A 13,425-nucleotide genomic window follows, 5' to 3' on the forward strand; every position below is an offset into this window, starting at 1 on the left:
GGATCCTTACTCCGCCGCTTCGATGAGGGGTGTTGGCGCGAAATCGTCCGGGAAGTGCGTCATCGCGCTCGTCACCGGATAGGGCGTGAAACCACCAAGTGCGCAAAGCGAACCGAATTTCATGGTGTTGCAGAGATCGGCGAGTAATGCCCGGTTCTTCTCCGGCTCGATTCCTTGCGCGATCTTGTCTGCAGTTTCGACGCCGCGCGTGGAGCCGATGCGACAGGGCGTGCACTTGCCGCAGCTTTCGACCGCACAGAATTCCATGGCGAACCGCGCCTGTTTCAGCATGTCCACGGTGTCGTCGAATATGACGATGCCCGCATGGCCGATGAGGCCGTCCTTGGCAGCAAAGGCTTCGTAGTCAAAAGGCGTATCGAAGAGTGTCCTTGGGAAATAGGCACCAAGCGGACCGCCGACCTGCACCGCCTTCACCGGCCGGCCCGTTGCTGTCCCGCCGCCGATCCTGTCGACGATATCGCCGAGTGATAGCCCGAAGGCCGCCTCATAAAGACCGCCATGCTTGACGTTCCCGGCGATCTGCAGCGGGATTGTGCCGCGCGACCGGCCCATCCCGAAATCGCGGTAAAAAACAGCCCCTTTGTCCAGGATGACCGGAACGGAGGCCAGCGAGATCACGTTATTGATGACCGTGGGACAGGCAAAGAGTCCCTTGTGCGCCGGCAGCGGCGGCTTGGCGCGCACGACGCCGCGCTTGCCTTCCAGGCTGTTCAGCAGCGACGTTTCCTCGCCGCAGACATAAGCGCCCGCACCGGTTCTGACTTCAATATCGAACGCGCGGCCAGAACTGAGTACCGAAGCGCCGAGAATGCCGGCGCCGCCGGCGACCTCGACCGCTTCCGTCATTGTCGCGATCGCATGGGGATATTCCGAGCGGATATAGATGAAGCCCTTCGTCGCACCCGTCGCGAGCCCGGCAATTGCCATGCCTTCGATCAGCACGAAGGGATCACCCTCCATGATCATGCGGTCTGCGAAGGTGCCGCTGTCGCCTTCGTCTGCATTGCAGACGATGTATTTCCGCTCGCCCGCGGCATCGAGTACCGTCTTCCATTTGATGCCGGTTGGAAAACCAGCACCGCCGCGGCCGCGAAGACCGGAATCGGTCACCTCCTTGACCACGTCTGCGGGAGCCATGGCCGCCGCGCGGCGAAGGCCGGCAAGGCCGCCATGTGCCTCATAATCTTTCAAAGAAAGCGGATCGACGACGCCGCAGCGGGCGAAGGTCAGGCGGGTCTGTTCCTTGAGGAATGGGAGGCTTTCGACCTCCCCCAGACAGAGCGCGTGATCGCCACCGCGGACCAACCCCGCATCGAAAAGTGCAGCGACATCCTTCACTTTTACCGGCCCGTAGCCGATGCGCTTGCCGGATACCTCGACCTCCACCAGAGGTTCTAGCCAGAACATTCCGCGCGAGCCGTTGCGCACGATCTTCGCATCGATGCCGCGGGCTGCGATCTCCTGGGTAACCGCTTCAGCCACCTTCTCGGCACCGAGCGCTAGCGCTGCGGCGTCGCGCGGAACAAAAATCGTCACGCTCATCGCCGCACCTGCGCAACGAGGTCGGCAATTATCTCATCATCGACCCGCCCATAGAGCTCGCCGTCGAGCATGGCTGCGGGCGCGCAAGCGCAGAGCCCGAGACAGTAAACTGGCTCCAAGGTCACGCTGCCGTCGAGCGCGGTCTGATGGAAATCGACACCGAGCAGCGTTTTCATACGATCGGCGACAGCATCGCCGCCCATCGACTGACAGGCCTCGGCACGACAGAGCTTCAGGACATGGCGGCCGGCAGGATGATCGCGATAATCGTGATAGAACGTCATCACACCATGCACTTCGGCGCGCGAGAGATTGAGCTCGCTCGCAATAACCGGCAGCGCTTCGTGCGGCACATAGCCGAATTCATCCTGGACTTCGTGAAGGATTGGAAGGAGCGGGCCTTCAAGAGAGCGCAAGGCACCAACAATCGCGCGCGTGCGTTCGGCAATATCGCCATTGGCGACATGAGCATTCATTTCGGCAGGCCTCCCGAGGCTTTGCTGTGTCGCTCACCGCAACGGCCTCCCCATGCCGATCCGGTATCTCGAAGGGAGTCTTTCAGGGAAACATCGAGCGATCAATAAAGCTGTTCCGTCGACTGATAGGAAATTTCTATCAGAGACTTTCGCTCTCTGCGAGTATTCTCGCCTCGTGCAGCAATGCAGACACGAGAGGCGTAAAAGGCTCACGATGTGTGGCGACCAAGCCCACCGAATGATGGGCCGCCGGCTCGACAATCGGAATCATGCGTATTTCGGCCGGAAATCCAAAGGATTCAGCGACATTACGCGGCATGATGCTCGCCCAGCGCCCGGTTCTGACGTGAGAAAACAGCACGATCATCGAACCGGATTCCAAAGTGGGATGCGCGCTCGCGCCCGCTTCCGCGAGGTGCCGGTTGATAATGCGGCGGTTCTGCATGTCAGCCGTCAATAGGCAAAGCCGAAGGTCGCCCACTTCGCGCCAGGTCACGGTCTCGCGATCGGAAAGCGGACTTCCAGCGGCAGTGATCAGGTGATAGCGCTCGGCATAAAGCGGCACGGTCGTTACACGCCCAAGCGGCTCGTTTTCAAGATACGTCACCCCGGCGTCAATCTCGAGATTTTCGAGCATGCTCAACACCTGCAGCGAATTGCGCGAAACGATGGAGAAGGTGACGTCCGGGTGCCGCTCCTGAAAAGGTGTCGTAATACGCGGTAGCATCGCCAGAGCTGTCGGAATGGAAGCAAGGCGCAGATGGCCGGAAAGACCTTTGCGCGCCGCGCGCATCTCTTCGCGCATGGTGCGCGTGTCACCGACGATGCGCCTTGCCCATTCGAGGACACGTTGGCCTTCCGGCGTCAGACCCTGGAATCGTGAGCCCCGCTGCACCAGCATGACGCCCAGTTGATCTTCAAGTTGCCGAATTGCAGCCGACAGCGTGGGCTGCGAGATGCCGCACTCCTCGGCAGCACGGCCGAAGTGCTTTTCGTTGGCAAGGGCAATGAAGAATTCAAGTTTGTCGATCATCCGGCCTCCCGCCCGCTTCGGGGACAAGCCATCTTTGGCGCTAGCCGCCAATAATCGCAAGGGCAGGAATCAGTCGGGATCGGTCGCTTCGAACAAGCCGAAGAGAGAATCCAGGAAAATCGTCAGATTGGCATTGCCGATGCTGTAATAGACCAGCCGGCCTGCCCGGCGAGTGTTGACGAGGCCCTCCATGCGCAGCCGCGCAAGCTGCTGTGAAACCATCGCTTGCTGCATACCGAGCAATTCTTCGATTTGGCTGACCGTCTTTTCCTCGTTGGCGAGGATGCAGAGAATGAGAAGCCGGGTTTGATGCGCCATTGCTTTCAGCAGATCGCTTGCTTCGTGGGCTTTTACAGCAAGCTTCTGCAGTTCCTGGCCGGTTATTCCCGGTTCGGTCGTTGGCAAGGGCATTCTGAATCTCTGCTGGATGCACTTCAGGTAGCCGCAACGATAACATATCCACACGCCGGCATTGTACCCAATTGGCGAAATACCAAAAAAAGTCCAAACAAATCAGCAGATAAGCTGGCCACCGTTGATTTCGAGCACTTGGCCCGTGATGTAGCCGGAGAGCGATGGCGCAGCCAGAAAGAGATAGGCGGGCGCGCAATCCTCGGCAGTCCCGAGACGTTGCAGCGGTATGCCCTTGCGGGTCTGCTCCAGCTTCTCCGGCGAGGAATAACGCCCGTGGAAGTCGGTTTCGATCGTGCCGGGCGACACGCAATTGACCCGGATCGCATCCGGCGCCAACTCGCGTGCGAGCGCTTTAGAATAAGTGGCGACGAAAGCCTTGGCGGCGGAATAGATTGCCGAACCGGGACTGCCGCCGGTCAGCGCCGAGATGGAAACCGTATTGACGATCGCCGCCCCGTGGGCTGCCCGCAACGCCGGCAGCAGCGCACGCGTGAGTTCGACGACAGATGTCTGGTTGAGTCTGACGATCGTGTCGTATTCCCTATCGGTCAACGTGTCTGCCAAAAACCGGCCGACCATGGTGCCGGCATTGTTGACGAGTGCGTGTACGATGCCGAAAGTATCCAGAGCTTTCGCTGCGAAAGCGGCAGTGCCGTTCGGCGCGAGAAAATCGGCTGCAACGAGAACCGCACGCCGCTCCTGCTCTGCCGTCAGCAGGAAATCCGGCAAATCCCTTTCGCTGTTGCGGCCAGTGTGAACCAGGACGTGCGCGCCGCAATCCAGGAACTGCCGCGCGACTTCGAGGCCGATTCCACGTCCTGCTCCGGTCACCACAACATTGCGATTCTCAAAAAGCTTGGGATGAAACACGCTTGAACCCTCCCGGCTCCGGCCGCCAGTCGCCGATTGCGCAATTTTCGCTTTAACATATGATCCGGCCCAACGAAAGAAAGGGAGCGAAACCATGTTTCTGTCCGGACGGCAGGCGGAGATCCTCGATATCGCCAAAGCGGAAGGCCGCGTGCTGGTCGAAGATCTGGCATCGCGCTTCTCCGTGACGCCGCAGACCATCCGCAAGGATCTGAACGATCTTTGCGATGGGCATGTGCTGACGCGCATTCACGGCGGAGCGATTTTTCCTGGCGGGACGGAGAACGTGAAATACGAGGCGCGCCGCTCGATCGCCGCTAGCGAAAAACTCGCGATCGGCCGCGCGACCGCTGATCTCATTCCCGACAAAGCCTCGCTCTTTATCAATATCGGAACGACGACCGAGGCCGTCGGGGAAGCGCTCGTCGACCATCAGGAATTGATGGTGATCACCAATAACATCAACGTTGCCAGCCGCTTGCGCCTTTTTCCCTCGATCGAGGTCGTCATCGCGGGCGGCGTGGTGCGCCATTCGGATGGCGGCATCGTCGGCGAAGCAGCCGTCGATTTCATCCGGCAGTTCAAAGTCGATTACGCCGTCATCGGCGCTTCGGCGATCGATCCGGACGGTGCGCTTCTCGACTTCGATTTCCGCGAGGTGAAGGTCGCGCAGGCAATCATGGCGAATGCGCGCCACGTCGTCCTCGTTGCCGACTCCACCAAGTTCGAGCGCACAGCTCCGGTGCGCATCGGCCATCTGTCACAGGTCCACACCTTCGTCACCGACGACTGCAATGTCGAATCCCTCAGGAAGGTCTGCGCGGAAAGCGGCATCAATCTGATCGAAACCTCGGAAAAAGAATTGTCGTAGAGCGTTCGTTTGACATTCGGTTTTCTTCGTTTTAGGCGCTATATTGTTTCGTTTGATAGCCTGAGACTTGGAGAGCAATCGTGTGCAGCCAGATCTTCGACCTCTTCGTGATTGGCGGCGGGATCAACGAGCTATGGCAAGGAACGGGTTGCTGGTCGAGATCGCCAGCGCCTCGATCGAGGATCCGTCCGGGCGCATCTGCGATGTTATTTTCCCGATCGTCGGCAAGGACAAGCTGGCGGCGATCGTCAAGGAGAGCCACGCGGGGCGCTTGATCGGCGCATATATAAGGTGATGCGGTCATCCTGGGCCAATCATACCGACGCATCTGCCCAGCCTGCTGCTTTCGGTTCTGGAATTCCGGTCGAACAACACTGTGTGGCGTCCGATGCTAGTGGCGCTGGATTGGATCAGGAGCAAGGTGGATGATGGCTGCCGGTTCGTGCCGATGGAGGATGTGCCGATTGACGAGGTTATTGCGGCCAGATGGCGCAATTCCGTCATAGATGACGATGGCCGTGTGAACCGGATCAGCTATGAGCTTTGCGTCCTCACCCGGTAATCTGTGCTTCCAGTGGACGTCCAGTGTAATCAGCTACGGCTGGCGGCGACTAGGGCATGCGCTGCATCACGGAGCAATCCAGTTGCCTCGCCGGGTTCAAACAGCTGCATGCTGACAAAGGCGCCGTTGATCAGAACCGCCAGTTGGCCGGCGAGCCGATCGGGTGCGGCAACCGCCAGCCCCTCGGCGATGGTCTTCAGACGCCGCCGCATCTCGCGCATGTGGGCTTCGGCGACCTTGCGGGCGGGGTGATCCGCTTCGGGGAACTCGGCCGCGGTATTGATCTGCGGGCAGCCCCGGTAATTTTCCCGCCCGACCCGTTCGCCGATCCACTCGAAATGGGCGACAAGCTCGGCCCAGGCATCGTCCGGATGCCGTTCCCTCACTCGATCCCAGGTGCTCCAAAAGTCCAGGTCCTCACGCTTGAGGAAGGCCGCGATGAGGTCGTCCTTCGTGCCGAAATGGCGATAGAGGCTGGTTTTGGCCACACCGGACTTTTCGACCACAAGATCGACGCCGACGGCGCGCACGCCGCGCCGGTAAAAGAGTTCCGACGCTGCCTCGAGAATCCTGTCCCGCACCTCGTTGCCGCCTGAGGCAGGAGAGTTCGTTGTGCTTTTCGTCATTCGTGCACCTCCAATTCCGCGACCATAACAGCAAACGGATTGACACGCTACAGACCTGTATGTTTTGGTAGATACAGACAGGTCTGTAGCGAAGGAGAGAGCAATGACCATCGATAAAACTGACATCACGAAGACAACCCAATCCGTCGCGGTCTTGGGAGCGAACGGCCATACCGGTCGTTTTGTTGTGACCGAGCTGTTGCGGCGCGGTCTGAAACCGATCGCCATCGGACGGAATGCCGAGAGGCTGGCGGCTGCGGGCTTTCCGGAGCGCGGCATCCAATGCCGCGAAGCAGTTGTCGAGGATGATGGGGCTTTGGACAGGGCGCTCGCCGGCGCGGCGGCGGTTATCAACTGCGCAGGCCCGTTCATGGATACGGCCGACGCGGTGGCGCGTGCCGCGTTGCGGGCGGGGATTCATTATCTCGACGTGACGGCAGAGCAGCCGAGCGTACAAGCCACGTTCGAGCGCCACGAGGTCGCAGCCCGGAAAGCAGGCGTGGCCATCATCCCGGCCATGGGTTTCTATGGCGGCCTGGCCGACCTGCTCGTGGCGGCCGTCATGGACGAGTGGGAGCACGCCGACACCATCGAAATCCGAGTTGCGCTCGACAGCTGGCTCCCGACGAGAGGCACACGTGTGACCGGAGAAAAAAACACCGCGCGGCGCCTGGCCGTCAGCGGCGGGCAGCTGGAGCCGGTGCATCAACCGCCTGCCGAAAGGGTGTCGATCCTACCGGCCCCGTTCGGCCGGCAGACGTTTGTCGAACTTCCCTTTTCGGAGGTGCCGCTGATAGCCCGTCACGTCCGGACGAAGGAGCTGCACACCTTTCTCAGCACAATCGCCCTGCGGGATGTTCGTGATCCATCGACGCCTCCGCCGCAGGCGGTCGACGAAACCGGGCGTTCGGCGCAGCGCTTCGCGGTAGAGGTGATCGTCGCGCAGGGTGACATGCGCCGCCGGATCGTCGCGCAGGGGCAGGACATCTACGCCGTCTCGGCGCCGATTATCTGCGAAGCGGTCCAGCGTATCCTGTCGAGGGATATCCGCGATGTCGGCGCAAAGCCGCCGGCAGCCATTTTCAATGCCGCCAGCTTCCTGCAGGCGCTCGGCCCGGATCTGTCGGTCGAGATATCGGAAACTTAGTTCGGAAACCTCAGATTTTCAGAAAGTCCCTCACAATGGCGTGGGGGACTTTAATTCTCCCGCGTATCCGCAGCTTCGGGCCGACGGGGCCTTAAGGTAGCAAATCGCCCCCTCCCGCAAACGACCCCGAATAGGCCGTCATCGCTCAAGACATCCTGTGGCGAAGGACCAAGAACGGGCTATATCTGCAAATGGATGAGGCGGCTGCCCTGGACAGCTACATGCGGGCGATTGCAGCGGCCGCCTAAGCCTCCTCCAGCAGGCGCGCACCGGTTCCCTCTTTCCCAAGCTTGTCGCAGGGATTGCGCAACGGGCAGCTTTCGATCGACAGGCAACCACAGCCGATGCAACCGGTCAAACGATCGCGAAGCAACGTCAGCCGCTTGATCCGCGAATCCAGATCGTCCTTCCACATCTGCGAGAGCTTCTGCCAGTCACCCGCAGTTGGGGTGCGCCCCTGCGGCAGCGTATCGAAGGCCGCCTGAATTTCGGCCAGCGGTATGCCGACCCTCTGCGCCACCTTGATGATGCCGAGACGGCGCAGGACATCGCGCCCGTAACGCCGCTGGTTGCCGCGCGACCGCATGCTCGAAATCAGGCCTTTGGCCTCGTAGAAATGCAGCGCCGAGACGGCCAGTCCGCTACGCTCTGCCACTTCGCCTACAGTGAGAAGCCTGCTGAAATTGGTCGACGAACTTGTTTGCATATTGACCTCAATATTGGTTGAGGTTTTATAAGCCAAGCTCCTTGCAGCGTAAAGAAGGGGCAATATATGCAAACAGCCATCAAAATCGGCGTCATCTACGGAAGCATACGCGGGCCGGATCTGCGACCGGGTGGTGAAATGGCTGACCCGGCAGCTCACGCTCTACCCGCTGATCGACCTCGATATCATCGATCCGCTCGACTTCGATCTGCCTGCCCGGCATGATAGCGATCATCCGGAAATAGAGCGTCTCGCCTCTCGTCTGAATGCGGCAGATGCCTTCATCGTCGTCACGCCGGAATATAACCACAGCTTCACAGCGGCACTCAAATTCGTGCTCGATTCGTTCAACGAACCCTGGCACGGCAAACCTGTAGCCTTCGTATCCTATGGAGGCATCTCGGGCGGTCTGCGTGCTGTCGAACAGCTGCGGCTTGTCTTCGCCGAACTCCATGCCGTCACCATACGTGACACCGTGAGCATTGCGGCACCTTGGAACCGTTTCGATGAAGACGGCAACCTCGAGCGGCCCGAAGACGCGCTCAAGCTTCTCGCCAGGACGATGGCAAGGCTGCAATGGTGGGCGCATGCGTTGTCCGCCGCGCGCGCCGAGCGACCTTATCGAAACATCGCCGCCTGAACCACGCCTGTTTCCGTTCCCGGCAGGTACGGAAACGCCGGCGAGCACCCGGGCTGGCCTATGTCCGAGTGTTCGCCCGGTGCATATGTTAGCATTCCCGCCCGATGGCCGGCGAAGATGGATCGCGCGCTCGTCCACATGCCGGCGGTCCCAAAGCAGCGCCCTTGTCCTACGCGCCATCATGTCCTAGGCCTGAGGAAAAGCAGACAGGCGAGGCACGAATGGAGAGAGATCGGAGGCTGGCAGGTGCCGATGCCATGCGTGCGGCCGCGTGCCTGCTCGTGCTCATTCATCATCTTGTCCTGCGCATCGACATCAATCAGGTGGATCCCGCCGCGCAATCGGCCTTGGTCATTGCCCGCTTCGGCAATTTCGGCGTGGCGATCTTCTTTGTTCTAAGCGGCTATCTGCTTGCGCGGCCTTTCTGGCGAGCTCTCGATGAGCACCGCCCATTGCCGGGTATGAAAACTTACGCCATACATCGTGCGGCACGCATCCTGCCTGGCTACTGGGTGGCGCTGACCGCAGGCTTCGTTTTGAGCATCACGCTGCTCGGAGATCCACCAACGGCCGAGCTCGGCATGCGTTATGCCGCAGGCTTCCTTTTGATGAGCCAGTGGCATTGGCGCACTTTGTTTCCGGTCGAAGGGAACGGGCCGCTTTGGTCGATTCCATTCGAAGCGACCTGTTATGTTTTGCTGCCGGCGTTCATGCTCGCTCTTCATCACTTCAGCCGCCCGCTGCCGCGCTTGTCCACGCGTCTCCTTTGGCTTGGCGCCATAGCGACCGCTCTTGTCTTGCACTGGTTAATCGTCAACGCCTTGCAGCCGGACCACGTGCAGCGCGGCTGGCAGTTCGGCATGGCGGGCGGTGCGAAGGAATGGATGCCGCGTTACAATCCGATCGGCTTCTTTGCGATTTTCGCGCTCGGTATCCTTGCTTCCGGCGTCGAGACAATCCTGCCGAAGCGAAGGGTAGCCCTCTTCGATGTCCTCGCCTGTCTCGCCATAGCCGGTAGCGTCGCTGCCCTCGTCTCGTCCGCAGGCGGGCCTTGGGAGGCCTATGGCTGGCTCGGAATTCCTTATAGCTTTCCGCTCTTTCCGATCGCTATTGCAGTGGCGCTTGTCGCGCTGGCGCGCTCGCTATGGCTTGGGAACTGTCTCGATAGTCGAGCGGTCCGCTTCACCGCGAAAATTTCGTTCGGCATCTATATCTGGCAGGATCCGGTCATTTCAGCCGTGAAGGCGCTTTTTCCTTCCGCCTTCGGCCCGATCAGCGACGATCTTCTCTACGGCTGGCTGCTCTGGTCGCTCCTCGCAGCAGCCCTTGTGTTCGTCATCGGAAGCCTCAGCTATATTTTCGTCGAACGGCCGGTCTTAGTGAAAGTCCATGCCGTTCCACGTTAAGCCGGCCCCTGCCGCAAACAAAAAGCGGCCCGCTAAGGCCGCTTTAGGTCATTTCGTTGCAATCTCGATCAGTCCTGCTGGACGATGCCGTGCAGATGCGTCAGTTCCATGATGAAATGCTCGAGCTTGGACTTGTGCTCGTGATGCAGGGCATCCTCAAGCTCCTTCTTCGCAGCCTCGATACGACGGGTCAACTCGTCCTTGCTCAGGTCCTCGACCGCGACAGCGGATTCTGCAAGCAGCGTGCAACCGGTCGGCAGGATGTCGGCGAAGCCGCCGAAAACAACGTAGTCCTGCTTGGAGCCGCCGCTGGAGCGGACGCTGACGATGCCCGGCTTGATGGTCGTCATCGTCGGGGCGTGGTGCGCCATGACGGTCATCTCGCCCTCGGTTGCCGGAATGACAACTTCCGTCACCATCTCCGACAGGAGCAGGCGCTCCGGAGATACGAGTTCAAAATTGAAATTGTCAGCCATCAGTGACTTACCTTCTCGGCTATGGCCTTTGCATCTTGCAGTTTGGTCCCGCAGAACGGGCAGTGCATTATCGCCTGATCGAGATATCCCAGACCTTCCTCGGTCTGGACCAAACCCACTACCATCATCAGCACGCCGTTATCTGCTCTGTAAACGGTCGGCGCCGCCGGGGCGGGAAGTCCTGCCACGACTTCCTTCAGGGAGTCGCAGCAGAAAATCTCGTCACGAGCTTCGTTCATCAAGCAGCTGCGGAGAGCTTCTTGGCCTTCTCGATGGCTTCGTCCATCGAGCCGACCATGTAGAAGGCAGCTTCCGGCAGGTGGTCGTATTCGCCGTTGACGAGACCCTTGAAGCCCTTGATCGTGTCTTCGAGAGCAACCAGCTTGCCCGGCGAACCGGTGAAGACTTCGGCAACGAAGAACGGCTGCGACAGAAAACGCTCGATCTTGCGGGCACGGGCGACGGCGACCTTGTCCTCTTCGGACAGTTCGTCCATGCCAAGGATGGCGATGATGTCCTGCAGGGCCTTGTAGCGCTGCAGCGTCGACTGAACCTTGCGAGCAACTTCATAGTGCTCTTCGCCGACGACGATCGGGTCGAGCATGCGCGAGGTGGAGTCGAGCGGGTCGACGGCCGGGTAGATACCCTTTTCGGCAATCGAGCGCGATAGAACGGTCGTCGCGTCAAGGTGCGCGAACGAAGTTGCCGGAGCAGGGTCGGTCAAGTCGTCGGCCGGAACATAGATAGCCTGAACCGAGGTGATCGAGCCGGTCGTCGTCGTCGTGATACGTTCCTGCATCTGGCCCATGTCGGTTGCGAGCGTCGGCTGATAACCAACGGCCGAAGGAATACGGCCAAGCAGAGCCGACACTTCCGAACCTGCCTGCGTGAAGCGGAAGATGTTGTCGATGAAAAACAGAACGTCCTGGCCCTGGTCGCGGAAGTTTTCGGCAACCGTCAGACCGGTCAGAGCGACGCGAGCGCGCGCGCCCGGCGGTTCGTTCATCTGGCCGTAAACGAGGGCTGCCTTCGAGCCTTCACCGCCGCCATGCTTGTTGACACCCGATTCGATCATTTCGTGATAGAGGTCGTTACCTTCGCGGGTGCGCTCACCAACGCCTGCAAACACCGAGTAACCACCGTGCGCCTTGGCAACGTTGTTGATCAGTTCCATGATGAGAACCGTCTTGCCGACGCCCGCACCGCCGAAGAGGCCGATCTTGCCGCCCTTGGCGTAAGGAGCCAGAAGATCGACCACCTTGATGCCGGTGACGAGGATCTGTGCTTCCGTCGACTGCTCGACGTAAGACGGTGCGTCCTGGTGGATCGCACGCTTGGAAGCGGTAACCAGCGGACCGGCTTCATCAACCGGCTCGCCGATGACGTTCATGATGCGGCCGAGCGTTTCCGGGCCGACCGGAACCGAAATCGGAGCGCCGGTGTCCATAACTTCCTGGCCGCGGACCAGGCCTTCGGACGAGTCCATGGCGATCGTGCGGACTTCGTTTTCACCGAGATGCTGCGCGACTTCCAGAACCAGGCGGTTGCCCATGTTGGTGGTTTCGAGCGCGTTCAAAATCGCCGGCAGTTCGCCTTCGAAAGCAACGTCGACGACGGCGCCGATAACCTGTGTGACCCTGCCGACAGAGCCTGTGGCGGTCTTCTTAGCAGCGGTCTTCGCTGCCGCCCTCGGGGTAGCTGCCCTAGCCATTTTCATACCCTCTTTCTCTAACCTCAGAGCGCTTCCGCGCCCGAAATGATTTCAATGAGTTCCTTGGTGATCTGAGCCTGACGCTGCCGGTTGTAGCTGAGCGACAGCTTGTTGATCATCTCACCAGCGTTGCGCGTCGCACTGTCCATCGCGCTCATCTTCGCGCCCATTTCGCCGGCGACGTTCTCGAGGAGCGCGCGGAAAATCTGGACCGAAATGTTGCGCGGGATCAGATCGTTCAGGATCGATGCCGGATCCGGCTCGTATTCATAGACGGCACCTGCATGCACAACGTCTTCAGCAACAGCTTCCGGAGCCGAAGCCGGGATGAGTTGCTGAGCCGTCGGCACCTGCGAGATGACCGACTTGAACTCCGAGTAGAACAGCGTGCAAACGTCGAATTCGCCGGCTTCGAACATCTCGATAACGCGCCTGCCGATTTGGTCGGCATTCTCGAAGCCGATGCGCTTCACGTCGCGAAGCTCCTTGCGCTCGACGATGAGCGAAGCAAATTCGCGACGAAGAACGTCATAGCCCTTCTTGCCGACGGTGAAGATCTTGACGGTCTTGCCTTCGGCGATGAGCCTGCGGGTATGGTCGCGGGCAAAGCGCGCGATCTGTGAATTGAAGCCGCCGCAGAGGCCGCGCTCGGCGGTGCAGACAACGAGCAGGTGAACCTGAGCCTTGCCCGTACCCGTCATGAGCACTGGTGCGCTATCGGCATCCGTCATCGCTTTGGAGATGTTCGAAAGAACAGCCGCCATGCGCTCCGAGTAGGGCCGGGCGGCCTCGGCCGCCTCCTGCGCACGCCGAAGCTTCGCCGCGGCGACCATTTTCATCGCCTTGGTGATCTTCTGCGTCGCCTTGACGGAGGCGATCCGGTTTTTCAGATCCTTAAGTGAAGGCATCCGTTTTCCGTCCTAA

The 13,425-nt window shown here is 60.2% G+C and carries 15 protein-coding genes and 1 pseudogene; 5 read left to right on the forward strand and 11 right to left on the reverse strand.

The annotated features are described in order from the left end of the window. Positions 1-6: 6 nt before the first annotated feature. From ISN39_RS17675 to ISN39_RS17695, 5 genes are all read right to left on the reverse strand, one after another. Positions 7-1,563 carry an NADH-quinone oxidoreductase subunit NuoF gene (locus tag ISN39_RS17675; RefSeq protein ID WP_194728360.1) on the reverse strand — a complete coding sequence of 519 codons (1,557 nt, stop codon included), beginning with the start codon at positions 1,561-1,563 and terminating at the stop codon, positions 7-9. After that, positions 1,560-2,039 carry a formate dehydrogenase subunit gamma gene (locus tag ISN39_RS17680; protein ID WP_194728361.1) on the reverse strand — a complete coding sequence of 160 codons (480 nt, stop codon included), beginning with the start codon at positions 2,037-2,039 and terminating at the stop codon, positions 1,560-1,562. Before ISN39_RS17680 ends, ISN39_RS17675 begins: the two co-directional genes overlap by 4 nt. A gap of 139 nt (positions 2,040-2,178) precedes the next feature. Next, positions 2,179-3,072: a LysR family transcriptional regulator gene (locus ISN39_RS17685; RefSeq protein WP_039846333.1), complete on the reverse strand. Its 894-nt coding sequence runs from the start codon at positions 3,070-3,072 to the stop codon at positions 2,179-2,181. 69 nt (positions 3,073-3,141) lie between these two features. After that, positions 3,142-3,483, reverse strand: a complete 342-nt coding sequence (locus tag ISN39_RS17690; RefSeq protein WP_074069891.1) for a metalloregulator ArsR/SmtB family transcription factor — start codon at positions 3,481-3,483, stop codon at positions 3,142-3,144. Positions 3,484-3,585: 102 nt separating this feature from the next. Then, a complete protein-coding gene (locus ISN39_RS17695) occupies positions 3,586-4,356 on the reverse strand; it encodes an SDR family oxidoreductase (protein ID WP_194728362.1) in 771 nt (256 codons plus the stop codon). Positions 4,357-4,450: 94 nt separating this feature from the next. Between ISN39_RS17695 and ISN39_RS17700 the strand changes: the two genes are divergently transcribed. Together ISN39_RS17700 and ISN39_RS36470 are read left to right on the forward strand one after the other, a co-directional pair. Next, positions 4,451-5,227, forward strand: coding sequence for a DeoR/GlpR family DNA-binding transcription regulator (locus ISN39_RS17700; protein WP_194728363.1), 777 nt, complete (start codon positions 4,451-4,453; stop codon positions 5,225-5,227). Between the two features lie 133 nt (positions 5,228-5,360). Further along, positions 5,361-5,522 carry a hypothetical protein gene (locus tag ISN39_RS36470; RefSeq protein ID WP_246763248.1) on the forward strand — a complete coding sequence of 54 codons (162 nt, stop codon included), beginning with the start codon at positions 5,361-5,363 and terminating at the stop codon, positions 5,520-5,522. A 296-nt stretch (positions 5,523-5,818) separates the two neighbouring features. On the opposite strand, the gene ISN39_RS17710 is transcribed toward ISN39_RS36470, so the two are convergent. Continuing rightward, complete coding sequence (locus ISN39_RS17710; protein ID WP_194728364.1) at positions 5,819-6,415, reverse strand: TetR/AcrR family transcriptional regulator; 597 nt, start codon at positions 6,413-6,415, stop codon at positions 5,819-5,821. Positions 6,416-6,518: 103 nt separating this feature from the next. Here ISN39_RS17710 and ISN39_RS17715 point away from each other — a divergent pair, with 103 nt between their 5' ends. Next, the gene (locus ISN39_RS17715) at positions 6,519-7,562 is read left to right on the forward strand and encodes a saccharopine dehydrogenase NADP-binding domain-containing protein (protein ID WP_194728365.1); all 1,044 of its coding nucleotides are present in this window, start codon (positions 6,519-6,521) and stop codon (positions 7,560-7,562) included. 244 nt (positions 7,563-7,806) lie between these two features. Here the strand turns inward: ISN39_RS17715 and soxR are convergent, their stop codons facing one another. Continuing rightward, positions 7,807-8,268, reverse strand: coding sequence for a redox-sensitive transcriptional activator SoxR (gene soxR, locus ISN39_RS17720; RefSeq protein WP_074069895.1), 462 nt, complete (start codon positions 8,266-8,268; stop codon positions 7,807-7,809). A gap of 66 nt (positions 8,269-8,334) precedes the next feature. Between soxR and ISN39_RS17725 the strand changes: the two are divergent. Next, a pseudogene (locus tag ISN39_RS17725) lies at positions 8,335-8,908 on the forward strand (NAD(P)H-dependent oxidoreductase). Between the two features lie 221 nt (positions 8,909-9,129). Further along, positions 9,130-10,314 (forward strand): acyltransferase, encoded by a 1,185-nt coding sequence (locus ISN39_RS17730; RefSeq protein ID WP_194728366.1) that lies wholly within the window; start codon positions 9,130-9,132, stop codon positions 10,312-10,314. Positions 10,315-10,382: 68 nt separating this feature from the next. Here ISN39_RS17730 and ISN39_RS17735 read toward each other — a convergent pair whose 3' ends face one another. From ISN39_RS17735 to ISN39_RS17750, 4 genes are read right to left on the reverse strand one after another with little or no spacing between them, the layout of a single operon-like run. Further along, positions 10,383-10,790 carry a F0F1 ATP synthase subunit epsilon gene (locus ISN39_RS17735; RefSeq protein WP_074069898.1) on the reverse strand — a complete coding sequence of 136 codons (408 nt, stop codon included), beginning with the start codon at positions 10,788-10,790 and terminating at the stop codon, positions 10,383-10,385. Further along, complete coding sequence (locus tag ISN39_RS17740) at positions 10,790-11,029, reverse strand: hypothetical protein (protein WP_039846341.1); 240 nt, start codon at positions 11,027-11,029, stop codon at positions 10,790-10,792. Before ISN39_RS17740 ends, ISN39_RS17735 begins: the two co-directional genes overlap by 1 nt. Beyond that, positions 11,029-12,501 carry a F0F1 ATP synthase subunit beta gene (atpD, locus tag ISN39_RS17745; protein ID WP_194728367.1) on the reverse strand — a complete coding sequence of 491 codons (1,473 nt, stop codon included), beginning with the start codon at positions 12,499-12,501 and terminating at the stop codon, positions 11,029-11,031. Before atpD ends, ISN39_RS17740 begins: the two co-directional genes overlap by 1 nt. Before the next feature lie 23 nt (positions 12,502-12,524). Beyond that, entirely contained in the window at positions 12,525-13,409 is an 885-nt protein-coding gene (locus tag ISN39_RS17750; protein ID WP_194728368.1) for a F0F1 ATP synthase subunit gamma, read from the reverse strand. Between the last annotated feature and the right edge of the window lie 16 nt (positions 13,410-13,425).

This window comes from Rhizobium sp. 007 (assembly GCF_015353075.1).
In the GTDB taxonomy this organism is placed as follows: Bacteria; Pseudomonadota; Alphaproteobacteria; order Rhizobiales; family Rhizobiaceae; genus Rhizobium.